This is a genomic window from Acinetobacter sp. ANC_7634, from assembly GCF_056779875.1.
Genome location: NZ_JBWYIT010000005.1, coordinates 35,452 through 61,318, shown reverse-complemented (window position 1 = coordinate 61,318; position 25,867 = coordinate 35,452). Strand labels below are relative to the sequence as shown.

Genomic DNA, 25,867 nt, shown 5'->3' with positions numbered 1-25,867 from the left:
AGTTAAGGAATAACAATGAAAAAGAGTATGCAAAATTTTTGGGGTGGGGATCGACAGTATATGAACCGTTTTCTTCGTCAATTCGCTATGACCACTGTTTCTATAGCTGTTATGCAGGCAGCGGCGGCTAAAACTACGATGACCAATATTGTGCCTTTGCAGGTGCCAGGTCAAGGAACAGAAATCCGTGTCATGTTTAACGGATTACCTCCACAGCCACAGTCGTATCAATTGGAAAATCCATCTCGACTCGTTTTGGATTTTATGCAGGCAGGTCAAACACTGGCGAATACTAAAATACCTGTGTCGACCACTGAAGCAAACTCAGTTGAAGTCATTTCTAATGATCAGCGTTCACGGTTAACTGTCAATTTAACGCAGAAGGGGAGCTACACGACACGTGTTGAAGGCAATACCTTTATTTTAAAAATAAATAATCCAAACTCTGCGAAAGTGGCAACACCAGCGGCGCCAGAGGTTACACAAGCCAAAGCAGCAGAACCAGCGCCTAAAACAAGTGTTTTAAAGCCAGTCATACGTCCTAATCTGACGAATAACGTTACACCTGTTGCGGCTACAACTGTGGCAACGACACCTGTAACGCCAACACCTGTGATTCCTGTTGCAGCACAGCAGGTATTGAAACCAACTGCACCAACGCCTACGGTTTTAAGACCTGCCGCTCCACCTGCACCAGTGGTTCGTCAGCAAGTTGCAGCACCTGTACCACCTCCAGTAGCTCCTGTTTATCAGCAGCCTGTTGCGTATACACCGCCAGCACCTGTCGCTTATCAAGCAGTACAACAAGGACTGCAAGATATTGGTTTTGAGCGCGGTAGTGCAGGTGAGGGACAAGTTGTACTGAATTTAAAAACAGCAGATACACCAGTAGATGTACAACAGCAAGGTAGCAAAGTTGTGGTGCGTTTCCTCGGTAACAAAATTCCATCGCATTTGGTGCGCCGTTTAAACGTTAATGATTTTGCCACGCCTGTCTCTACAGTAGACGCTTATAATGATAAGTCGAATGGTGTAATTTCCATTCAGTCGAGTGGTAGCTTCGAATATATGGCTTATCAAACAGATGGTAAGTTAACGATCAGTTTAAAACGCCCAGAAGAGAAAAAAGGCTTAAGCAGCCAAAATCGTACACCTAAATATACAGGTAACAAGATTTCTCTCGACTTCCAAGACATTGAAGTGCGCCGCGTATTACAATTGTTGGCTGATTTTACCGGCATTAATATGGTGACTTCGGATTCAGTTCAAGGGAATATTACATTACGCTTAAAAGATGTGCCTTGGGATCAAGCGCTTGATATTGTAATGAAAACCAAGAACTTGGATAAGCGTCGCAACGGAAACGTGATTTGGATTGCACCTGTTCCAGAATTGATTAAAGCCGAAGAAGAAGAGGCGAAAGCCATTGCACAAAGTGTGAAGTTGGCACCATTGCAAACCGAATATATTCAATTGAGCTATGCCAAAGTTGAAGATATTGAAAAGTTGATTACTGAAGGTCGTAACAGCCGTTCATCTAATGGTAATAATACAAATTCAACAACTGACCCATTGGGGGACAGTGTCGGGTCATTATTAAGTCCACGTGGTACAGTTTCAATTGATCCACGTACCAATACATTGATCATTAACGATACAGTTCAAAAAATTGATCAAATTCGCAAGATGATTGATTTATTGGATGTTTCTGTAAAACAAGTCATGATCGAAGCTCGTATTGTACGCGCGACAACAGATTTCACTAAAGAAATGGGTGTGAAATGGGGGGTAGTATCGAAAGGTGTTGCAACCAATAATGATCTTTTGGTTGGTGGTAGTGATCAAACGCTGTGGGATTTAAAATCACCAAGTGAGGATGGTCGTTATAATATTCAACGTCCTGATAACTTAAATGTGGATTTAGGTGTGGCTGGGGCTGCAGGTAAAATTGCATTTGGTTTAATCAATATGTCTGATTTTATGCTGGACCTTGAGTTATCGGCACTACAAGCTGATGGCTACGGTGAAGTTATTTCTACCCCAAAAGTTCTCACTGCTGATAAGCAACAAGCGAAAGTTGCTTCAGGTCAGGAAATCCCTTACCAAACCACTGAAACTGCAGGTGGTGCTGCAACGGCGACGACTTCCTTTAAAGAAGCGTTGTTAAGCTTAGAGGTAACACCAAGTATTACGCCTGATGGTAAAATTCAAATGAAATTGAACATTACCAGTGATTCACCAGCAGGTTATGCACAGAATGGGGAAATCATTTTGAATAAAAATCAAATTGATACCAATGTGCTTGTGAATAACGGTGAAACTGTGGTGCTAGGTGGTATTTTCGAGCAAGAAACGATTTTTAACCAAACCAAGGTGCCTTTCTTTGGTGATATTCCTGCTGTTGGTCGTCTATTCCGTAAAGACAGTAAAACAGAGAATAAGCGTGAGTTATTAATCTTTGTGACACCAAGAATTGTTAATGACAGGCAAACTAGAAACAATTAATATAGTTTCAATGAAAGCAATTCAATAGGTGACTCCTTGCCAAGCAAAGAGTTTGAAACCCTACCGAATATTTATTTGGTAGGGCCCATGGGAGCTGGTAAAACAACCGTTGGTCGACATCTTGCAGATTTACTTCATCGAGAGTTTCTTGATAGTGATCATGAGATAGAAAGAAAAACTGGGGCGACCATCCCATGGATTTTTGAGAAAGAGGGTGAACAGGGATTCAGACATCGTGAATCACTGGTAATTGATGATTTAACATCAAAACAAAATTTAGTTGTTGCGACGGGTGGCGGTGCAGTTACTCAGTCGATTAATCGATCTTATCTAAAAGATCGAGGTATTGTGATTTATCTTTATACTCCCGTAGAAATACAACTTCAAAGAACCTACCGTGATAAAAATCGACCTTTATTACAAGTCGAAAATCCTGAACAGAAATTACGTGAATTATTGAATATTCGTGATCCGCTGTATCGTGAAGTTGCACATCATATTATTGAAACGAATCAAGGTGCTGCGCGTGATTTGGCACAACGTATTCTTAATGTGATTGTCGCAAAAGAATTGAATTAAATTTGTTTTATTGGCTTATAACATCATGCAAACCTTATTCGTTGAACTCGGTGAACGCCGTTATCCTATTTTCATTGGTAGTGATTTAGATCCGCAACAATTACTTGAACCCTATATTCATGGGCAACAGGTCATGATTGTCACCAATGAAACGGTTAAACCGTTGTATTTAAATCACTATGTATCAGCTGTGGAAGGTTTAGGTAAAAAAGTTGAGACATGTGTTCTACCTGATGGTGAATGTTATAAAAATATTGAACATTTGAATTTAATTTTTGATGCCTTGCTTGAGTCAGGATTTAACCGAGATTGTACAGTGCTTGCCTTGGGTGGAGGGGTGATTGGTGACATGGCTGGATTTGCATCAGCTTGTTTCCAACGCGGAGTGTATTTTATTCAAGTCCCGACTACGCTGCTATCGCAAGTCGATTCGAGCGTTGGCGGTAAAACTGGAATCAACCACTCATTAGGCAAAAACATGATTGGCGCATTCCAGCAGCCACAGGTCGTACTTGCGGATATGGCGCAACTTAAAACATTGCCTGAGCGTGAGTTATCAGCAGGTTTGGCTGAAGTCATTAAGTATGCCCTATTAGGAGATGTTGATTTTCTTGCATGGCTTGAGGAAAACATGGATGGTCTCGTTGCACAACATCCAGAATTACTTGCTGAAGCAGTGTACCGCTCTTGTGCACACAAAGCGCGAATTGTGGCCAATGACGAGAAAGAACAGGGTGAGCGTGCATTACTGAATTTAGGTCATACCTTTGGACATGCGATTGAATCTTATCTGGGGTATGGTGAGTGGTTACATGGTGAGGCTGTGGCGACGGGAATGGTGATGGCGGCAGATTTATCTTATTTAATGGGGTGGATCACAGAAGCTGACCTTGAACGTACAAAAATTATCATTCAACGTGCGAAATTACCGATAAAATGTCCTCAAATTCCACTTGATGAATTTTTGGCATATATGTCTCATGACAAAAAAGTCCTGAATGGTCAATTACGTTTAGTGCTCTTGAAGTCGCTAGGGCAAGCAGTAATTACCAAAGAGTTTGATGTGGAATTAATGAAACAAGCGATTTTACGTAATCAAGCATAATCTTAGGTTTTCTCATGACGGTACGCCACTCATCCCCACGCACAGCGCAACAATATATTTGGTTGATCGGTGGCATACTGTTTTTAGTCGCATCTTTTGTATTCTGGATTTTGACTGATAGCAAAGAGTTGGTTACTCAGTCTAAGCAAATTGAAGAAACTCAAGTCCAGATTCAACCTGAAAAGGTGGCAGCAACAAATTATTTGGGCGGGCTGACTGATCAAGTGCGACCTTTGGAATTAACTGCGCGTAAAGTGGCTTCAGGAAACCATTTGCCTGAATTTAGAGGCACAAAGTTTATTCAAGACAATAAAAATTATTATTTTATCGAACTATTTCGCGTTACCAATGAAGATGTAATTAAAAGTTTTCTTAATAAGCAAACTGATCGTAAACCATACATTTATTTTCGTTTGAGTGGTGAGGATCAAGTTGAACAGTACATTTTGGGTTATGGGTTGTTTATGGGGGAAGGTGCTGCCAAGACAACTTTAAATGGATTGGATTTAAAGTTACCACCTTCTGTAGCGCCTAAAGTTGCTGGCTTTAATCAGTTTGTGGGTCAAGTCAATGACATGGGTTCTGAAGAACTAACAACTGCAAAATTATACGAAATTAAATTACGACCTGCAGCGGTACCATTGATTGATGAGTCATTGCTGGTTCGTCCTAAGCCAACCCCTGTGGCTGATCCTGCTAAGGCAACAACCAATGTGACTATTACAAGAAAAGATCAGTCAGGAAATGTGGTTGATGTGAGACGTTCGCAATCGAATGTTGACCCTATTTCGAGCGATAATTCAAAGAATAATACGGATAAACGGAATCAAGAGGCTCAAATTAGTGATCCATTTAATTAAAATGGTATAAAATGGCGCAAAATTAAACGAAAGCATAATAAATTTGCACATCATTGGTGCGATAAAGTGGTTCTAATTTGGTGCCTTTTCGGTTAATAATGACAAAATAATTGAAATAAAACGCTTGCACGGAATAAATAAATATTGGCATAGATTTTGCTTTATTGGTGCACTGATTAAGTAAATTGTCCCTATTTTGGAGCGAAGACCTTAATTTAGTGTGCGATTTAGTCAAATTGATCTGCTTTAAATGAGTGCAAATCGTCTCGTACATTTGTGAAATTAAATCAGAAAAGACGTTCAATAACGAAAGACATACAGAATCATGTCTTTGTTTTATAAAGAAATCGTATTTGAAGAATAGATAAGTTTTGCCCAATGAGGGCCATGTTGAAGAAGGGTACGCTATGCACATGCCATCGCCTAATACTGTAGCTCCCGCTAAAGGTCTATACCAACCGGATGAGTTTAAAGATAACTGTGGTTTCGGATTAATCGCCCATATGCAAGGTGATGCGAGTCATGACTTGGTCAAGACCGCGATTCATAGTTTAAGTTGTATGACGCACCGCGGTGGTATTGCTGCAGATGGTAAGACGGGTGATGGATGTGGTCTACTTTTGGCTATGCCTAAGCAATTCTTCCGTGAAGAAGCAAAACGTTTAAGTGATATTACACTCAGTGAAATTTTTGCAGTAGGTACAGTTTTTCTTAGCCTAGATCCTTCAATTGCTGCACATGCAAAACAAGTGCTGACTAAAGAAATTGAATCAGAAGGTTTGCGTGTAATTGCATGGCGTTTAGTGCCAACCAATAATGAAGCATTAGGCTCAATTGCGATGCAGTCTTTGCCAGCTTTTGAACAAGTAATTGTTAACTGTCCAATGGGTGTTGAAGAAGTTGAGTTTAACCGTAAGTTATTCTTGGCTCGACGTCGTGCTGAACAAAAATTAAGTCAAGATAGTTCATTCTACGTTACAACACTTTGTTCAACTGTGATCTCTTATAAAGGCTTAATGATGCCTGAAGCGATTGCAGATTTTTATACAGATTTAGCTGATCCACGTTTGGAATCACACATTGTAGTGTTCCATCAGCGTTTCTCAACCAATACATTGCCACGTTGGCCATTGGCACAACCTTTCCGTTACTTAGCGCACAATGGTGAAATTAATACCATTACAGCAAACCGTAACTGGGCGATGGCACGTACACCAAAGTTTGAAAACCCGCTCTTACCTGGTTTAACTGAGCTCAACCCAATCGTAAACCGTACTGGTTCTGACTCTTCAAGTTTAGACAACATGCTCGAGATCTTGGTTGGTGGAGGTATGGATTTATTCCGTGCACTACGCATGCTCGTTCCACCAGCATGGCAAAACGTTGAAACTTTAGATGCTGATTTACGTGCATTCTATGAGTTCAACTCTAAACATATGGAAGCATGGGACGGGCCAGCAGGTCTTGTGATTCAAGATGGTCGTCATGCGATTTGTATGCTTGACCGTAATGGCTTACGTCCTGCACGTTGGGTAATTACTAAAAATGGTTACATCACACTTGCATCAGAAATTGGTGTCTGGGGTTATGAACCAGAAGATGTGGTCTCTAAAGGTCGTGTTGGACCAGGTCAGATCTTAGTCATTGACACTTTCACTGGTAAATTGCTGGATACTAAAGACGTCAGTAATCATCTGAAAAAAATGCGTCCTTATCGTCAATGGTTGCGTGAAAATTCAGTGCGTATCCAAGGCAGCCCTGAGTTAGAAGAATATCTATGTGATCAAGGCTTAAAAGGCGATGCTTTAAAAGCAGCGCAAAAAATGTTTATGGTGACATTTGAAGAGCGAGATCAGTTATTACGTCCAATCGCTGAAAGTGGTCAAGAAGCAGTAGGTTCGATGGGCGATGATACGCCGATGGCAGTATTGTCTCGTCAAGTACGCCATGTAACAGATTACTTCCGTCAACAGTTTGCTCAAGTAACTAACCCACCAATCGATCCATTACGTGAATCGATCGTAATGTCTTTAGAAACATGTTTGGGTCGTGAACAAAATGTATTTGAACAAGGTCCAGAGCATGCGGATCGATTAATTATTTCAAGTCCTGTACTGTCAAACTCTAAAATGCATCAAATTCGCACTTTAGGTCGTAAGGGCTATGAGATTGCAGATATTGATCTAAACTATGCAGAGACTGAAGGTCTAGAAGCCGCGATTACACGTATTTGTGAAGAAGCAGCGCAAGCAATTCGTGATGGCAAAACCCTATTGGTGATTTCCGATAAGAAAATCCGTGAAGGGTTCTTACCAGCCAATGCAGCGATGGTAACGGGTGCTATCCACCATTACCTCATCCATGCAGGTTTACGTACAGATGCAAACATTATTGTTGAAACAGCTTTAGCGCGTGATCCACACCAGTTTGCCGTAATGCTTGGCTTTGGCGCAACAGCAATTTACCCATATCTTGCATATGACGTCATTAATGATTTAATTGCGAAAGGTGAGTTGTTAGGTGATCCGATTCATGCACAAGCGAATTTCCGTAAAGGGATTGAAAAAGGATTGCTGAAAGTCCTTTCAAAAATGGGTATTTCGACTGTTGCTTCATATCGTGGTGGGCAGTTATTTGAAGCTGTCGGTTTATCTGAAGAAGTTGTTAATAAATGCTTCACAGGTGTTCCAAGCCGTATTAAAGGTGCGACTTTTGTTGATCTTGAAAATGATTTGAAAAAATTAGCAGAAACCGCTTGGAAATCACGTAAGCCAATTGAACAAGGTGGTTTGCTGAAATTTGTATTTGATAAGGAATATCACGCTTTTAATCCTGATGTAATTAATGCTCTACATAAATCTGTACGTTCTGGGAAATATGAAGATTTCAAAGAATATGCTGAGCTTGTAAATAATCGTCCAGTGGCAACCATTCGTGATTTATTTAAACTCAAAACAGAAAATTCAATTCCACTGGATCAAGTTGAATCTGTAGAAGCGATTCTTCCGCGTTTTGACTCTGCAGGGATGTCTTTAGGGGCATTATCACCAGAAGCACATGAAGCGATTGCCATTGCAATGAATACAATTGGTGGTCGTTCGAACTCAGGTGAGGGGGGGGAAGATCCAGCGCGTTACGGCACAATCCGGAACTCAAAAATCAAACAAATCGCATCAGGTCGTTTTGGTGTAACGCCTGCTTACTTAACTTCTGCAGAAGTACTGCAAATTAAAGTGGCACAAGGTGCAAAACCGGGTGAAGGTGGTCAGTTGCCAGGTGGTAAAGTGAATGGCTTAATTGCACGTTTACGCTACTCTGTACCGGGTGTGACATTAATTTCTCCACCACCGCACCACGATATTTATTCAATCGAAGATTTATCGCAGTTAATTTTTGATTTAAAACAAGTTAACCCTCAAGCGATGGTCTCTGTAAAACTGGTATCCGAGCCAGGTGTGGGTACGATTGCTGCGGGTGTTGCAAAAGCCTATGCTGACTTTATTACCATCTCTGGTTATGACGGTGGTACAGCAGCATCGCCATTGTCTTCGATTCATCATGCGGGTTCGCCATGGGAGCTTGGTCTTTCTGAAGCGCATCAAGCCCTTCGTGTAAATGATTTGCGTGGTAAAGTTCGCGTTCAAACGGATGGTGGTTTAAAAACGGGTCTAGATGTCGTGAAAGCAGCTATTTTAGGTGCGGAAAGCTTCGGTTTTGGTTCTACACCAATGATTGCGTTGGGTTGTAAATACCTCCGTATCTGCCACTTAAATAACTGTGCGACTGGTGTAGCGACTCAGCAAGATCATTTGCGTCAAGAGCACTATATCGGCGAACCACAAATGCTCATTAACTTCTTCACCTTTATCGCTGAAGAAACACGTGAGTGGTTGGCTGCATTAGGTGTATCAAGTTTGAAAGACTTGATTGGTCGTACCGATTTACTAGAAATGCTACCTGGTGAAACAGATAAGCATGCTCACCTAGATTTAAGTGCTTTACTTGAATCACATCCAGCTGCTGAAGGCAAAGCTCAATATTGCGAAGTCGAAGGAAATGCACCATTTGATAAAGGTGTTTTGGCTGAGTCTATGATCGCAGAAATATTGCCTGCGATTGAAGCTGGTACAGGTGGTGAATACAGTTTTAGCATTGGTAACTGTGACCGTTCTATTGGGGCACGTGTTTCAGGTGAGATCGCTCGTCGCTATGGTAACTTAAGTATGGAAGCACACCCTGTTAAAGTGAATTTGACAGGTACTGCTGGACAATCACTTGGTGTATGGAATGCGGGTGGTCTGCATATCAAGCTTGAGGGTGATGCGAATGACTATGTGGGTAAAGGTATGGCGGGTGGTCGTATCTCAATTTTCCCACCGAAGGGTTCTCCATTCCAAACACAAGAAACAGCGATTATTGGTAACACATGTTTATATGGTGCAACAGGCGGTAAATTATTTGCTGCAGGTACAGCTGGTGAACGTTTTGCTGTTCGTAACTCAGGTGCGTTCGCGGTGATTGAGGGTGCAGGCGATCACTGCTGTGAATACATGACAGGTGGTATTGTGACGGTACTGGGTAAAGTTGGTCATAACTTCGGTGCAGGTATGACAGGTGGTTTTGCTTATGTACTTGATTTAGATAATGACTTTGTTGATCATTATAACCACGAGTTGATCGAGCTTAATCGTATTTCGACCGAATCAATGGAAGAACATAAAGAGTTCTTAAGCCGCATTTTAGATGAGCATATTAAGGAAACTGGTAGTGCTTGGGCGTACAAGATCCGTAACGAGTTTGATTACTACAGCCGTAAATTCTGGTTGGTGAAACCAAAAGCTGCAAACTTGCAGACTTTATTAAAAACAACTCAAGCTGATCCTCAATAATTCCACTACTGCAGATATATAGGCAGATGCAGCTGAACTAACAACAGACTGCATCTACCCACGGAGAGAGACATGGCAGAACGCCTTAATAATGACTTTCAATTCCTGGATGTCGCACGCCAAGATCCAGAGAAAAAAGATCTCAACGTCCGCAAAGCTGAGTTTGTGGAAATTTATAAACCTTTTACAGCCGAAGTTGCTAAAAACCAAACACATCGTTGTTTAGGTTGCGGTAACCCTTACTGTGAATGGAAATGTCCAGTACATAACTATATTCCAAACTGGTTAAAACTGATTGCTGAAGGTCGTATTTTTCAAGCAGCAGAGCTTTGCCACCAAACCAATACTCTACCGGAGGTGTGTGGTCGAGTTTGTCCTCAAGACCGTTTGTGTGAAGGTGCATGTACACTAAATGATGGGTTTGGTGCGGTGACCATTGGAAATGCTGAAAAGTATATTAATGATACGGCATTTGCATTGGGCTGGCGTCCTGACATGTCTCATGTCAAATGGACAGATAAAAAAGTCGCGATTATTGGTGCAGGCCCTGCAGGTCTAGGTTGTGCGGACATTTTGGTGCGCAATGGTGTTAAACCTGTCGTATTTGATAAGCGCCCAGAAATTGGTGGTTTGCTGACCTTTGGTATTCCTGAATTTAAGATGGAAAAGGACGTGATGAAACGTCGTCGTGAAATCTTTACAGGCATGGGGATTGAATTCCGTTTAAATACAGAAATTGGTACAGACATCACTATTGATCAATTGCTTGCTGATTATGACGCTGTCTTCATGGGTATGGGAACATACACATACATGAAAGGTGGTTTCGCAGGTGAAGATTTGGAAGGTGTTTATGATGCGCTTGATTTCTTAATTGCCAATGTGAATCGTTGCCAAGGTTGGGAGAAAGATCCTTCAGAATTTATCAGTGTGGAAGGTAAGAAAGTTATTGTACTCGGTGGCGGTGATACAGCTATGGACTGTAACCGTACTTCAATCCGCCAAGGTGCAACATCTGTCACTTGTGCATACCGCCGCGATGAAGAAAACATGCCAGGTTCACGCCGTGAAGTTAAAAATGCGCGAGAAGAAGGTGTTGAATTTCAGTTCAATCGTCAGCCGATCGAAATCGTGGGTGAGAATGGAAAGGTCACAGGTGTTAAATTTGTGACGACTCAACTCAGTGAGCCTGATAGTCGTGGTCGTCGCAGTCCTGAACCGATCCCAGGTTCAGAGGAAATCTTACCTGCTGATGCAGTGCTGTTGGCCTTTGGTTTCCGTACAAGCCCTGCAGAATGGTTTAATGATGTAAGTATTAATTTAGATGGTTCAGGTCGTGTCGTTGCTCCTGAGCATCAACAATACAAGTTCCAAACTTCTAATCCGAAAATCTTTGCCGGTGGAGATATGGTGCGTGGTTCTGACTTGGTCGTAACTGCGATTTGGGAAGGACGTCAGGCTGCTGAAGGTATTTTAGATTATCTTGATGTTTAAACGAAAACATGCCTTACAAAAAATCCTACTTCGGTAGGATTTTTCATTTATATGCATGACTTGTTTGACACTCTCTTGTTGAATATTCAAAAGTATCCAATTCAAGAACTATCTTAAGAATCATGTAATTAAATTAAAAAAGAGAATGGAGTTGTAATTTAATTTGCGACTTTATTGGCAAAAAATATAATTTATTTGTCTGTGTGGTTATTTTTGCAATATTAAATCTGATTTATTCTGACAGTATGAATAAGAAATGCTATATCCATATAGGCTCTAAAATGACAACTACACAAATCGCCAAAGATAAATCGTATTTAAATCGTCCAAAAGCGATTGGGATTACCGTACGACGTTTAAATTATAATCCTAAAGCCATACGACGCCATTTTTTCGCGAATTCTCCTGTCATGTCACACTTGTTGACGGCACTTTCTTCTACCTTTCCAATTGGTGAACAATTCTTTGTTCATAGTGTTCGTAATGTACGAGATAAAGTGAAAGATGAAAAATTACAAGCGCAGATTGCAGCATTTATTGGTCAAGAAGCGATGCATTCAAAAGCACATGCGGAATTTAATGACGCTTGGCGCCGTGATGATTATCAACTTGACAACTTTCAAGCATGGTTAGCGCGACGCGATGAATTTATTCGTACTACCCATCCAAAATTGCAGTTAGCAATTACCTGTGCTTTTGAGCATTTTACAGCGTTATTGGGTGGTTATATTCTTCGTCATCCTGAAGTCCTGTCGACCTTAGATGAAGATGCAACTAAGCTTTGGGTTTGGCATGCTATTGAAGAAATTGAACATCGAGCAGTTGCATTTGATGTCTATCAAGCGGTATACAAAGATACCAAAGTGCGCCGCAATATTATGCGTAGCGTAACCACAGGTTTCGCGAGTCTTACATTTTATTCAGCGACTCGATTATTTTGGCAAGATCGTCGAAAAAGCTTACCGAAGGTCAGTGGAAACTTATATGGTATTTACCTGATTTCTAAAATGATGATCGAGCTAATTCCAGAATATTTATCATATTACAAAGAAGATTTTCATCCTTCTGAAATTGACTATACGGATATCGTGAATCATTGGAAGGCAAAATTAGCTGAAGAATATCAAGTGGAAGGCTTCCAAGAGCATCCCCAACCTGTACTATATAGCTAACAAAAAAAACCTAGCGAAAGCTAGGTTTTTTTATTACTTAGATGATTCTTGATTAAACTGACGCATTCTTCTTTGGCGCTGCCAAGGGAGAGGGCGGTCTAGTGCTTCGGGGACATCGCCTGATGTAGAGCGTAAACGTAAATGTAATGCAGCTTGTGCAATTAAATTTGCCGATACAGGCGCCGTAATAAAGGCAAGTAATGTAATCAGTAGTTCAGCAAACCCAAAGCGACTATGAAAAGCTGAATAAATCATGGCTGCTATTAAAAAACTACCTAAGCCTAGTGTGCTTGACTTTGTAGGGGCATGCAGACGCATGAACAGATCGGGTAACTTTACGATTCCAATTCCACCTACAAGGGTAAAGAAGGCACCGGTAAGAAGGAAGAATGAAACTAAGATTTCCATGATGAGCTGAGTATTCATATTGTTCTCCTAGTCCACCACATGGCCTGTCGTAAAATAACGAGCCAATGCTGCTGTGGATACGAATCCAAGCATTGCCACCAACAATGCACCTTCGAACAATGAAGTACTTGCCCAAAAAATTCCAAGTACCACGACCAAGCAGGTTGCATTCAGAAATAAAGTATCTAGTGCGAGTAGTCGATCTACCATAGAAGGACCAATGACTAAACGCATTAAGCAGAGCAGCATTGAAATCGTAATTCCAATCAAACTAATTCCCAATGCATAAAGTAAGATCGTCATGCTGAATCTCCTTGTTTCACATGGAAAATCGCCATAAGTGGTGCTTCATAGCGTTGTTTGATTTCCAAAATATCAGCTTCGGGATCATCTGAGTTAATTGAATGGACCAAAATGTCACCGCGTTCTTGGTCGATTCCAGCACTTACTGTGCCAGGTGTAGTCGTAATGATCATTGCCAATAAGCTGTTGACCTGATCATGATCAGTATCTAATGGAACACGATACCACTTGGGATGAAGACGGTCAGTTGGTCCAAGCACTTGCTTAGCGACACGGATATTACTGATGATAATGTCCCAAAGTACGACCAAAATTAATTTGCACGCTAAATCCCAATGAATATTGGGTGTGCGAACGATAAAAGGTTGTACCAATTTTGGGATGACTAAACCAATCACAATGGCAACTAAAATATCAAAAAACTGAGCGCTTTGTGCCAGCATTAGCCAACTTATTCCCACAATCACAGAAACAAAAGGATGCGGGAAAACTCGATCGAGTAGAGAACTTTGTTGTTTCATTTATTGCTCCATCGGTTGAAGTTTAGATTGAACTTCTTCAGGTTGAAGCTGATTCAATTCTTGCTCTTTAATTTGACGTTGCTTGTACTCAGAGATATGTTCTCCTTCGAGTGCCTTCTCGCTTACGATATGTGGAATATAATGCGCATTTTGGTCTGCAAACTCTCCGCCGTATTTTGTTTCTGGAAGATAATTGGGATCAAATGGTTGTACACTAATTACTTCACCACGTTCATCCATTTTTAAAACAGCAGTAATATATTGTTCTGAATCATTTAACTGATTTGCAGTTTGTTGAATATACTGAGTGACTGGATGAGCAAATATCACATAAGCGATTAAACTTATAATAAAGACAAAAATTGTGGTGTCATTACGTGGAGGTGCCTTGCTTGGTAACTTTTGATATTCATGATAAGACTCTTGATTAGGGTCATTTTCTGGTACAGTTGAACGCCATAAAATAACGAATCCTAAACGAGTGAAAGCTATGATACTAAGCAAGCTCACAATCAGAATGACAATAATAATGAGCAATTGATAGCTAGATACAGAGGCCGCTTGAAGGATAAATACTTTTCCAAAGAATCCACTGAAGGGTGGAAGCCCTGCCATCATGAGTGCAATAATGAAGAAGCAAATCGAAACTAGCGTCTGCTGTTTCATGATTGGTGCGATTTTTACATGATCTTTGAATGCACCACGCTGCGAAGTAATCCAACCGCATAGCAAGTAGAATGCAGCGGCAATAATCGTACTATGCACGAGGTAATATAGCGCTGCAGCCCAAGCATCTGCAGTCATCAGAGAAAGGGCGATTGCAATCGTTCCTATAGACGATAGGATCATGAAACCAACAAAACGACGCATTCGCTCTGCACCAATCGCACCAATTACACCATAAATAGTCGTAATTAAACCAATTGGAAGCAGCCAAGTGCTGAGAATTTCTCGCGAAAGCTCATCGGTGAATACGGTTCCATTCACACGTAAAATGGCATAGATACCCACTTTGGTCATGATGGTGAATAATGCGGCTACAGGGGTCGTGGCGACGGCATAAGTTTTAGGTAGCCATAGTCCGACAGGGAGGATTGCAGCCTTGATACCAAAGACTACAAACAGCATTAATCCGCCTGCAACTGCCATATTGTACTGATCACCTTCAAGTGTACGTACAATTCGACCCACATCAGCCATATTCAGGCTACCAGTATTACCATAAATCATCCCTAAGCCAATCAAAAAGAATGCAGACGCTAATAGGTTGATCGTTACATAGTGAATACCAAGTTGGAAACGTGCTTTGCCTTGACCATGTAGAAGCAATACATATGAAGCCATCAACAGCACTTCAAAGAAAACAAACAAGTTAAATAAGTCGCCTGTTAGAAATGCACCACATAATCCCATGAGTAAAAAATGGCTCATTGCATGGAAATAGCGTCCACGTTCATCCCATTCTTTACTTGCAAACCAAATAATTGGTGTCGCAAGAGCATAGGTGAGCACGAGCATAAAGGCTGCCAAACGATCTAGTACAAGTACAATGCCAAAAGGAGCTGACCACTCGCTTAAACTATACACATAGATCTGACCAGAGTTCGCCTGAATTAAGTAAATGATTGCAGTCGCTAAACCAAGAAAAACCGATGTTAAACTGATTCCACGACGCCAAGGTTGACGCCAGTCATGCGCTAAAGATCCTGAACCTGGATTACCCAATAGCACTAAAATAAATGCAGTAAATGTCGGAATTAAAATACTTAAAATTGGCGAGTGGGTGAGCCATAAATCATAAAAATTCATCATTAAGGCTCATCCTCTCTTGGGTCTGTATTGATTATTTCTTCTTTAGAGTCAACATGATCAGTACCCGATTCATAGCGACTTCTCAATGCTAGTTGCACGATAAAAGCAGTTGTGGCAAAACCGATTACAATTGCCGTTAATACAAGTGCTTGAGGTAATGGATCTGTAACTTGAGTGGCATTGGTTAAAATCGCAGGTGAATTTAATTGAATCCGCCCCATTGCGAAGAGAAATAAATTGACTGCATACCCTATCATGGCCAAGCCTAGTACTACAGGGAAAGTGCGGGCACGTAAAATCAGATAAATACCAGTGGCAACCAATAATCCAATAGCGGAGGCGAGTAAAAATTCTAAACTAATCATTCTTTACTCCTTCGGTACAGGGCCGGTGATGCTTGAGTTGCGTGAGTCGCCTAAAACGGAAATCATGAGCATTGTTGCACCAACGACTGTGACATAGACACCAACATCAAATGCTGCAGCAGATGGCAAATGCATTTTTCCGAGAATGATCGGCTCTACATAAATATGAGCACTGGTCAGGAATGGTCGACCCCAGAACCACGCAGCGACCCCAGTCAGACCAGCAATAGTTAAGCCAGTACCAATCCAAATTTCATAAAGACGCCCAGACTTTGCTCGTAAGAGTTGTTCAGTGTGATCTTGACCTAGTGCAATGTACTGAATCACAAGCGCCATTGATGTAATGAGACCTGCGATAAAGCCACCCCCTGGAAGATTATGTCCGCGTAAGAAAATATATAAGCTGACGACTAAGGCAATCGGAAGGACCCAAGATGCGGTCATTCGGAACATCAACGGTGATGGATTAAAGCGATAGGTTAAGCCTTGTGTAATGGTCGTACCATGAGCACGCATTCCATCCATTAAACACAGTGTCCCAATCGCAGCAATACCCAGTACTGTGATTTCACCAAAGGTATCAAATCCACGGAAATCGACTAAAATTACGTTCACAATATTTGAACCACCACCGAGCGGTAGAGATTGTTGAACAAAGAACCATGAGATTGAATTGTGATCACGCGTTAGAATCATCCAAGTGATCCAACCGACTCCTAGGCCTCCGATGATTGCAATCACCGCATCTCTCCAACGACGAGTGCGTGAAGATTCATAAGGCGTAAGTTGTGGTAAGAGGGACAGACTCATCAGAAGTAAAACAGTTGTGACAACATCGACTGTGATTTGTGTGAGTGCCAGGTCTGGTGCTGACATCGTAACAAAGACCATCGTCACGACAAGACCGATTGCTCCACTGATAAGAACGGCTTTAATGCGTTCATGGTGAAACCAAAGCATCATCCAGCACGCTGAAAACAGTAATAACCAAAGCACGATTGCAACCAATGGTGCATGCGTCAGTTCGCGTGTACCTGCATAAATACCTTGACCAATGAGAGGCATGGAGACTAAAGCAACAGCAAAAATTAATATCCACAATAAATAGTTTTGTAGAGAACCTGTTTCTGTTGCTCTTTTTAATTTTCGCGAATTTAAGAGCAAATGTTTGAGAAAGAGATCAAACAGGACTTTACCTTGAAGTTTGCCAAGTATTGGATCAAGGTCAATGTCACGAATTCTACTGTTCTTCGCAAGACTAAAATAAAAAATAATACCGCCAATCAATGCAATCGCACTCATCAATAAAGGCACATTAAAGCCATGCCAGATTGCTAGATGTACGCCTTCAAAAGCTGGAAGGTTGGTGCTTGCTCGTGCACCAGCATTGACGATATCGCCTACTAAGAGCGCTGGTAATAGACCCACTGCAATACATAATGTAGCTAATAAAATTGCAGGTGCACGCATACCAATTGGTGGTTCATGCGCATCTTTATTTGGAATCGCTTTGCCTAAATCACCATCAAAAAATACGCCATGAACTAAACGAACAGAATACGCGACAGCAAACAGACCTGCGAGTGTTGCAATAATTGCTGCGAAGATACCTACACCACCTGAGAGATTCGCTAATAGTTCAGTAAAGAACATTTCTTTGGATAAGAATCCATTGGTCAGTGGTACACCAGCCATTGAGGCTGCTGTGATCATGGTTAAAGTCGCTGTAAATGGAAGTAACTGCCATACCCCACTGAGTTTTCGTAAATCACGTGTACCTGTTTCATGGTCGATAATACCAGCGATCATGAATAATGCTGCTTTAAAGGTCGCATGGTTAATGATATGAAAAATAGCTGCAGCCACAGCGAGTGGTGAACCAATCCCAAGTAAGCAAACGATCAAGCCTAAATGACTAATGGTGGAGTAGGCAAGCAAACCTTTCAGATCTTCCTTAAAAATGGCAAAGAACGCGGCCATACATAAGGTAAATAAACCAATGAATGTGACGAGGTTATGATACAAAGCAGAACCAACAAAGATCGGCATTAAGCGCGCCAGTAAGAAAATTCCGGCTTTCACCATTGTCGCTGAATGCAAATAAGCTGACACGGGTGTTGGAGCAGCCATTGCATTTGGCAACCAAAAATGGAAAGGGAATTGAGCACTTTTGGTGAATGCACCTAAAAGAATAAGGAGCAAGGCTGGCACAAATAAATGACTCGATTGAATCTGCGCCGTCATATTGAGGATTTGATCAATTTGATATGTGCCAGTGATTTGACCTAAGAGAATAAAACCACCGAGCATGGCTAAACCACCCATACCCGTGATGGTTAAGGCCATTCTTGAGCCACGCTGTGCTGCTTCGTAGTTACTCCAATAACCTACTAAAAGAAATGACGAAATACTGGTCATTTCCCAAAAGACAAGAAGAATAAGTAAATTATTAGAAAGTGAAATGCCGAGCATGGCGGCCATGAACAGCATCAGTAAGAAATATAGCTTACTTAGAGAGTTTTTATGATTTAAATAATAATAAGCATAAATATAAATGAGCGTCCCAATCCCTGTAATAAGAAGGGAGAAGATCAAGCCTAATGCATCAAGTCTAAAGCTTAAGTCGATACCAAACTGTGGTAACCATGACCAATGTTCAGAGAGGACTTGACCTTGAAAGACGTCTTTGGCTTGAGTCAGCAACAAGATAAAACTTGTTAAGCTGACTCCAATTGCCCCTAATGCTGTCGCCCCGCGAGAGATTTTTTGCAGCCAGAGGACAAGAAAAGTGCCAAGTATTAATGGTAACAATATAATAATCGGTAGCACACTCGTATCCATAGAGTTGTAGGCCGGAACCTATGATGAGTTTTATCTTTCAAAAGCTTGAGGATGGCAAAGAGTCATCCAACTACTTAAACTTTGAAAGCCGAACGAATTTTAAAAACAAAAACAAGTTGTGTTGCGCAACTTGGAAAGCTAATGCAAAGAAATAGACACTTTTTGATTAAAAAATGAATGAGTAGATTTTATTACATGTATAAAATTACATCAAACTTTTTAGCTACACAATTCAGAATTATAGCGAAAAAAAGCTTAAATTTCTGTTTAAATTGAGTGAGTCATACCCGATTAATTCATCTATTTCCAATCAATTAGGGTAAGGAAATACTCGATAAGTCACCAGTTTGGAGATACTCAATGAAGCGCTGTTTTTCTGACGCTGATAAATTTTTGAAGTGTTCAAACAAACGCAAGCCATCAAGCGTATCAGTAGTTCGATTCACTTCAGAGATTTGGCCATCTTGTAAATCATTAGCCATGAGTTGAGCAAATAGTTCATCATATTGTTCCCTGATTTGGTTTTGTTCTATTTCAACAACTTTTCGATTTTCTAATTTAAAATGTTGTAGATCTACGTCATTGTTTAAAATCAATTCAGAGCATGCAGATGCGATAATTTGAATTTGTGGGAATGCTTCATGCAAACGGCTGAGTACGTTTTGCACAAAATCTTCATCCACTTGAGCATCAATATTGTCAATTAATAGAATGCCTTCACCATCAAGGCATGGGTCAATACTATGAGGATTCAGGAGACAAAGTCGTCTGACAATATCACCTACTAAACACAACCATTGACGATACGAATTAGATAATTGCGAAAAAGGAATTTCTTGACCATTTTGTACCAGCATCAATTGGATCTTGGGCGTGTATTCAATATAAATGTCACTGATCGACGGGAATAATGTCTGGATGGCTTTCTTGAGTGCTTTGAGTGATGGTAGTTGCATCTCTGCTTCAAGATTCAATAATTTTGCAACTAAATCCTCTTGGTCATGATGAGAGGATAATTTTTGATTGGTTTGAATTTTTTGAAAAACTTGTGCTAATCGTGCATTTTCGATGTCACTAATTTCACGAAACCATTCGAAGAACCGAGCAAATGTTGTATAAGGGAGTGCTGCAAGTTCGTAGGCTGCATGTGTTTGTAATACAGCAGGATTATTTTTGCTTAGCAAATTCACTTCGTTGATAAAGCGATCAGAAGGATAGTAGGCCACCATAGGCATGCCTTGAGCAGGATCTTGTTTGATCGCTTGTTGATAAAGATGAACGAGTGATTCTAATTGAGTCGTTAGCGCTTTACTATGACCTACACCTTTGCTGGTTAATGTTTTATAGAGTTGCCATTCGCACAAACCCTCTTCATTGTTTTGCACGGTCGCAGCCTGTTCAATAGATCCAATATCCGTGGGATATTGAACACAAATATCTATTTTGGCTTGAATGTGTTTGTGCTTAATATCCGAATCAAGCATGACTACACCAGCAGTTCTTAAATCTTTGGCACGTGCAGCAAACCACGTTAAAGCTTGATAAATATTTTTAATTATCGCAGTTTTACCAGAGGCCTGATCACCTAAAATAATAGATATTGGTCGTTGAGTTGGATCAAATTTAATTTTTATATCTGAAAAATGATAACAGTGACGTAACTGAATAGATTGAACTTTCATATTTTGCCTGCAACTTATCGTAGGGGATTATGCTGTTGCTTTCGTTTTAATCGTGGATTTAAGTTTGAGTTGTTGTATTAAATCATAAATATGATGAATATTTAAGCTGCTTTTTGCTCGTGTACATGCAACATAAAGTAAACGTAATTCTTCATCGCTAATTTTATGTTCTAGTCCATTAATTTTAAATTGGTAATCATCTTCTAAATGCACACGATTCCACTCTAAACCTTTGGCTTTATGAGCGGTTGAGATTACATAGTCCGCTTGTTCAATGGGTGTGATTTTGGCAAGAGCTCGTTTGAGTGGATCTGTACCATGTTCATCAACCAATTTAACCAAAGGCTTGATGTCGCTACCATCATTTGTTTCACAATATTCATGCACATCATGCCAAGAGTTAAACCAAGCTAACTCTGGAACGTCCGTTACTCTTTTACCTTGTTTAAGTAAGCTTGCAGCGTCAACAAAGCGATTTAATTTCGCATGATCGGCTTGCAGGCTCACTTTGTCCCCTTGAACTAATCCTGAGAGTAAAAGTTCCATTGCGCGTGCGTTAGTACGGCACAAAATCGCATCTCGCATTTTGGTATGAGGCTTGTTGACGACTTTTGATTGGAGTTCGGGGTTGCCAATCAACGGAACAGTCTCATTGAGTGCGCCTAATAAGTGATTAGCAACTTCAGCGATATCATCACCAAAACGGAATGAAGTGGTTAGGCGCGATTCGGGTAAAGGCATTTGTTGCATCGCATTGATTGCCCCACGCCATGCATAAATTTGTTGATGTGCATCGCCGACATAGATGACTTGCGTACTTTTTTGCTTGAGTAAAATCCCTAGCATGAGTGGGTCAGCATCCTGTGCTTCATCAAACAATACATAGTCTGCGGGTATAAAAGGATCTGATAAAGCCCATAATTTGAGATAGATATCATGCCCAATGCCAGCCTGATGATTAGGGTCGATTGATTCTAACCAACGACGTTCGACTGCAGGATAGAGGTGTTGCTGTAATACCGCAATATCGTCAGCATGTAGCCAACTTGGTGCTTGAATATGTCGGGGTGCAGGATATTGCGAGCTTGTTGAACAGAAATAACTAACAGCATTTGCAACTAAGCCCGCCAAACGACTAGGCATAAGCGCATATTTTTCGTAACGCCCCCCCATGAGTCGGCGTAATGTGATGGGTTGCAAACGGTATTCTTTGGCAATAAAGCTCGGGCTCAAGCGTGGGAGTCTAAGTTTATCTGTCACTCCACGTGGAACGCTTCGAAATGCTAAAGAGTGGAATGTACGACAATCCACGCGCTGATGAAATTTTTGTTGAGCCTCGCTGGCAATCGCTTTGTTAAAGGCAAGATACATACCGCGACGCTGTTGCATCGCATCACTGACTAATTTAAGCGTTGTTGTTTTACCTGTACCTGCATAGGCAATCACTTTGAAGGATTGACCAGATTGCGCTTGTTGAATCGCAATTTCTTGTTCTAAGGTAGGTTTGACAATGACAGACACAGGTTAATAAATCTTCAATGGTTTTAAAATGATCAGTGAGTATAGCAAGAATTTACAAAGGGGAGAGTTCAATCTTTTTCTTTTTGGATGGGGAGTCTTCGGCGACTTAAAAAGCCGAATTAAATAAAAAAGCCATGTTTGAACATGGCTTTATAAGAGTAAATTAATGCGTGCGATTCGCTTTTTCAACAAGTCCTGATAGACCCTGACGTCGTGCAAGCTCATTTAAAACGAGTTGAATATCAAGATCGAAGTAACCCAGCATGACTATGGTATGGAACCAAACATCAGCAACTTCATAAATTAAATCATTTTGGTGATCCAGCGTCGCTTCTTGTTTGAAATCTTTAGCAGCAATTACCGTTTCAAAACTTTCTTCACCAATTTTTTCTAATATTTTATTGAGACCTTTATGATAAAGCTTTGCCACATAAGAAGAGTCAGGATCTGCAGATTTACGTTCTGCCATCATTTGACCAAGATAATGTAATACATCGACTTGCTCAGCTTGAGCTGTTGATGCATTCATCACTTTACTATGCGCATTCTCAGACTTTTCGCCATAAATTTGGTTCGGATCTTTCAATTGAGCGTCTACAATTTCCCAACCGTTTAATGTTAAGCGGCGATAAAAACATGATTCACGTCCCGTATGGCAAGCAATGCCACCATGTTGCTCAATTTGAAGAACGATCACATCAGCATCACAATCTAAACGAATTTCATGCACAGTTTGGAAGTGACCTGATTCTTCGCCTTTATGCCACAATTTGCTGCGTGAACGAGAGTAGTAAACAGCTTGATTTTTTTCAGCGGTAAGTGCCAAAGACTCACGATTCATCCAAGCCACCATCAACACTCGACCTGTTTGATGATGCTGAGCAATGGCAGGGATTAAACCTTGTTCGTTAAATTTTACTTCATCGAGCCATTGCGTATTGTTCATAAGGATTTCACCAGAATTAAATGAGACACTACAAAATTGTAGGTCATTAGTTTAAGCGAATAAATCTTTGTAGGGGAGAGTAGAAATTAATTTATTTAAGATCTTGCATGTATTCTTCAAAGTTTTGCTTATGGATCATTTCTAAGAATGCATCACCTAATCGTTGACTTTCAGCTACAGACTGTTTCCAAAGCTCGATTCGCTTTTTTTGATCAAGCCCTTTCAGCGTAAAATCTTTACGATCAGGAAGACGTCCTAAAGGAAGTGATCTTAAATAAGACTCAGAGGGTGAAATCAATACGGTTCGTGCTTGATATTCAGCATTAGATCTACGTTTTTTGAGGAACTTATCGAACCAACCAGGTGTTATTTGATCTGTAAAATGAGGGTAGAGGACAATCCCATGACTCGGTAAAGGTAGATCAATATGATAATCGATTAGCCCGCCATCACGATAAGCAGCGACATCTGCACCTTCGATATTTCTGACCGCCGGCATCAAAAATGGAATGGATGCAGATGCCATTAACCAATCTTCTAAATTTTTTTCAGTCAACGCATAATCAAGGTGTTCGAATTCATTTTTGATGAGTGAAAGTCGTGAAGCGTTGTGTGGTTGGGCAATTGTACGTTGCATGAAGTGCCCAATTTTAGCTCTCGAAAAAGTATTGAGACCGATAATGCCAGCGACTGCACGGGCCAGCATAAGAGGGTGATCACTTTGAAATTTTTTCGATGACTTTACTGCCAAAATAGCCAGATGGTAGTAGGGATGATCAATAATTTGATTGGTTTTACCTTGAAGGAGGGCTTTAAGCATGCCGCGACAGACATCTCCAACTTCAAGAATATTCATCTTAGGTCGAAATTCAAGATGGGTATATAAGTCTGCTAATTTGGATGTGCCTGCTTGTGCACCATGCGCTGCAATACTTGCAAAACGCCAACTCCCAATGGATGAGCCTATTAAAGTTCGCTTTTTCGGTGCTTGAGCAAAGAATTCACCAAAAACAGCTTGGTCCAATCCTTGAATTCCAATACCTTTAGGACCACCTGCTGCTCCAGGAACAAAATCAACCGCACTGGCTTGTAAACCTTGTTCTTCAATGACCTGTTTTGCTTTATAACCTACATGAATATTCAAGCAAGGTTGAGTGTTCTTGAGGATATGTGTCATAAGCAATTCAGCGACTAAAACCTATTGAGGTAGCAAGTTTTGACATGAAATAGTGAACTTATTTCACCATACGCCAAATGGCAATAAAAGATGCCAACACAATTAAAATCATGGAGATGAACCATGGTGCGATCACCGCGATTGAGAGCAAAATTGCGATCACACTTCCGAAAATCCAACTACGCTTTTGCTGATGCTCCATTTGCAAGCGCAGCGTTTGAAGTTCATTCAATTGTTTAGCATTCCATGCAGACTGATTTTTTAAACCGTTAAGACTGTCAATCAGTAAAGTCGGTAAATCCTGAGCGCCCAATAACAAGTCTGGGATTTTTTGTCCTAATTCTTTAATATTTTTTTGAGGATTCATTTGGGCTTTAACCCAATCCGTTAGAATTGGCTTTGCTAACTTCCAAATATCTAATTCAGGATAAAGGTCTGTACCTAAGCCTTCAACATGCACTAAGGTTTTAAGCAATAACATCAGTTGCGGTGGGATTTCTAAATGAAAACGTCGAGCGATGTCCATCACTTGGATCAATATGCCTGCGAAATCTAACTCATGCATCGGTTTCGAAACCATAGGTCCTACTGTACGACGCATTTCACGTGCTAAAGCATCTTGATCCGTGCCTGGTGGAATCCAACCTGCTTGATGCACAATCTGAATCAATTGCATGAAATCACTGTTCATGACTGCCAGCAACATACGTGCTATCGTCATTTGATCATGCTTGGAAAGCTCGCCCATGATGGCGCAATCGAGCGCAATAAATCTTGGGTTTTGCGGATTAATCGTTTCTACGAAAACATTACCCGGATGCATATCTGCATGGAAAAAATTATCGCGAAACACTTGAGTAAAAAAGATTGTTAAGCCTTTTTCTGCTAAGTCTGCACGATTCATTCCTAAACGATCAAAGGTCGCAGTATCTGAGATAGGCACACCAGTGATACGCTCTGCCACCATTACATCCGGACTATCCATATATACTTCAGGCACATACATCATGCTTGAGCCAGTAAAATAATGGCGCATACGTCGTGTATTTTCGGCTTCAAGAGTCAAATCGAGTTCATTTAAAATGATTTGACGATAATCTTGAATAATTTCTGATAGATGTAAAGCACGGGCAGCTTCTAGCCTTTTTTCTAAATAGTGACCAAGCCATTCTAAAATTTCAAAATCTTGAATAATTTGAGCACGTATATTCGGGCGAGTTACTTTCACGACAACTTCACGCCCATCGTGAAGAGCAGCGGTATGTACTTGAGCAATTGAAGCAGCAGCTAGCGGCTTATCATCGAAGCGCGCAAATAATGTGGAAACATCTGCTTTAAGCGAATCTTGAATTCTTTGCTTAGCCACTCCAAGATCGAAAGGTTTAACACGATCTTGTAATAACACCAATTGTTGTAATATTTCTGGTGGAATTAGATCGCGACGCGTAGAGAGGAGCTGCCCTAATTTAATTGCGAGTGGCCCCATTTCTTCTAAAGCTTCTTTAAGCTTTAAAGGATTTTTACGTTCTCGACTAGAAAGTGCAGCAGGATGCAAACGTATAAGATTCAGCAGGGGGCGAACCTTTGCAGGAATATCTTCCGCAGGAACCAACGTGTCGAGTCTATAGTGCGCAGCTATACGCCAAAGTTCGATTAAACGTCTAATGTGCGGAATCATATATGCAAT

At 40.8% G+C, this 25,867-nt stretch carries 17 protein-coding genes and 2 pseudogenes; 8 read left to right on the top strand and 11 right to left on the bottom strand.

Features of this window, described 5'->3' with window-relative positions:
- Positions 1-15: 15 nt before the first annotated feature.
- The 8 genes and pseudogenes from AC1M9A_RS07175 to AC1M9A_RS07140 form a co-directional block, all read left to right on the top strand.
- Positions 16-435, top strand: a pseudogene (locus AC1M9A_RS07175) (AMIN domain-containing protein); the annotation flags it as partial.
- A gap of 339 nt (positions 436-774) precedes the next feature.
- Positions 775-2,505: pseudogene (locus AC1M9A_RS07170) on the top strand (type IV pilus secretin PilQ); the annotation flags it as partial.
- Between the two features lie 36 nt (positions 2,506-2,541).
- The gene (gene aroK / locus AC1M9A_RS07165; RefSeq protein ID WP_035263975.1) at positions 2,542-3,084 is read left to right on the top strand and encodes a shikimate kinase AroK; all 543 of its coding nucleotides are present in this window, start codon (positions 2,542-2,544) and stop codon (positions 3,082-3,084) included.
- 25 nt (positions 3,085-3,109) lie between these two features.
- Entirely contained in the window at positions 3,110-4,189 is a 1,080-nt protein-coding gene (gene aroB / locus AC1M9A_RS07160; protein WP_481596118.1) for a 3-dehydroquinate synthase, read from the top strand.
- Positions 4,190-4,203: 14 nt separating this feature from the next.
- A complete protein-coding gene (locus AC1M9A_RS07155; protein ID WP_481609945.1) occupies positions 4,204-5,049 on the top strand; it encodes a hypothetical protein in 846 nt (281 codons plus the stop codon).
- A 413-nt stretch (positions 5,050-5,462) separates the two neighbouring features.
- On the top strand, positions 5,463-9,938 hold the full coding sequence (gene gltB / locus AC1M9A_RS07150) for a glutamate synthase large subunit (protein ID WP_481608955.1): 4,476 nt from the start codon (positions 5,463-5,465) through the stop codon (positions 9,936-9,938).
- Between the two features lie 72 nt (positions 9,939-10,010).
- Positions 10,011-11,432, top strand: a complete 1,422-nt coding sequence (locus AC1M9A_RS07145; protein WP_035263992.1) for an FAD-dependent oxidoreductase — start codon at positions 10,011-10,013, stop codon at positions 11,430-11,432.
- Positions 11,433-11,713: 281 nt separating this feature from the next.
- On the top strand, positions 11,714-12,604 hold the full coding sequence (locus AC1M9A_RS07140) for a metal-dependent hydrolase (RefSeq protein WP_481589148.1): 891 nt from the start codon (positions 11,714-11,716) through the stop codon (positions 12,602-12,604).
- 33 nt (positions 12,605-12,637) lie between these two features.
- Here AC1M9A_RS07140 and AC1M9A_RS07135 read toward each other — a convergent pair whose 3' ends face one another.
- From AC1M9A_RS07135 to AC1M9A_RS07085, 11 genes are all read right to left on the bottom strand, one after another.
- Positions 12,638-13,030, bottom strand: a complete 393-nt coding sequence (locus AC1M9A_RS07135) for a Na+/H+ antiporter subunit G (protein ID WP_481608947.1) — start codon at positions 13,028-13,030, stop codon at positions 12,638-12,640.
- 9 nt (positions 13,031-13,039) lie between these two features.
- On the bottom strand, positions 13,040-13,315 hold the full coding sequence (locus tag AC1M9A_RS07130; RefSeq protein ID WP_035263999.1) for a monovalent cation/H+ antiporter subunit F: 276 nt from the start codon (positions 13,313-13,315) through the stop codon (positions 13,040-13,042).
- The gene (locus AC1M9A_RS07125) at positions 13,312-13,836 is read right to left on the bottom strand and encodes a Na+/H+ antiporter subunit E (RefSeq protein ID WP_035264002.1); all 525 of its coding nucleotides are present in this window, start codon (positions 13,834-13,836) and stop codon (positions 13,312-13,314) included. The genes AC1M9A_RS07130 and AC1M9A_RS07125 overlap by 4 nt, the downstream gene beginning before the upstream one ends.
- Complete coding sequence (locus AC1M9A_RS07120; RefSeq protein ID WP_481609944.1) at positions 13,837-15,648, bottom strand: monovalent cation/H+ antiporter subunit D; 1,812 nt, start codon at positions 15,646-15,648, stop codon at positions 13,837-13,839.
- The gene (locus AC1M9A_RS07115) at positions 15,648-16,013 is read right to left on the bottom strand and encodes a Na+/H+ antiporter subunit C (RefSeq protein ID WP_092767259.1); all 366 of its coding nucleotides are present in this window, start codon (positions 16,011-16,013) and stop codon (positions 15,648-15,650) included. Before AC1M9A_RS07115 ends, AC1M9A_RS07120 begins: the two co-directional genes overlap by 1 nt.
- Before the next feature lie 3 nt (positions 16,014-16,016).
- Positions 16,017-18,854 (bottom strand): monovalent cation/H+ antiporter subunit A, encoded by a 2,838-nt coding sequence (locus AC1M9A_RS07110; RefSeq protein WP_481609943.1) that lies wholly within the window; start codon positions 18,852-18,854, stop codon positions 16,017-16,019.
- 314 nt (positions 18,855-19,168) lie between these two features.
- Positions 19,169-20,536, bottom strand: a complete 1,368-nt coding sequence (locus AC1M9A_RS07105; RefSeq protein ID WP_481609942.1) for an ATP-binding protein — start codon at positions 20,534-20,536, stop codon at positions 19,169-19,171.
- 27 nt (positions 20,537-20,563) lie between these two features.
- Entirely contained in the window at positions 20,564-22,057 is a 1,494-nt protein-coding gene (locus tag AC1M9A_RS07100) for a UvrD-helicase domain-containing protein (RefSeq protein ID WP_481609941.1), read from the bottom strand.
- 163 nt (positions 22,058-22,220) lie between these two features.
- Complete coding sequence (hisIE, locus tag AC1M9A_RS07095; RefSeq protein WP_481596128.1) at positions 22,221-23,003, bottom strand: bifunctional phosphoribosyl-AMP cyclohydrolase/phosphoribosyl-ATP diphosphatase HisIE; 783 nt, start codon at positions 23,001-23,003, stop codon at positions 22,221-22,223.
- A gap of 91 nt (positions 23,004-23,094) precedes the next feature.
- Entirely contained in the window at positions 23,095-24,180 is a 1,086-nt protein-coding gene (locus tag AC1M9A_RS07090; RefSeq protein WP_481596129.1) for a patatin-like phospholipase family protein, read from the bottom strand.
- Between the two features lie 58 nt (positions 24,181-24,238).
- Positions 24,239-25,858 carry an ABC1 kinase family protein gene (locus tag AC1M9A_RS07085; protein WP_481596130.1) on the bottom strand — a complete coding sequence of 540 codons (1,620 nt, stop codon included), beginning with the start codon at positions 25,856-25,858 and terminating at the stop codon, positions 24,239-24,241.
- Positions 25,859-25,867: the final 9 nt, after the last annotated feature.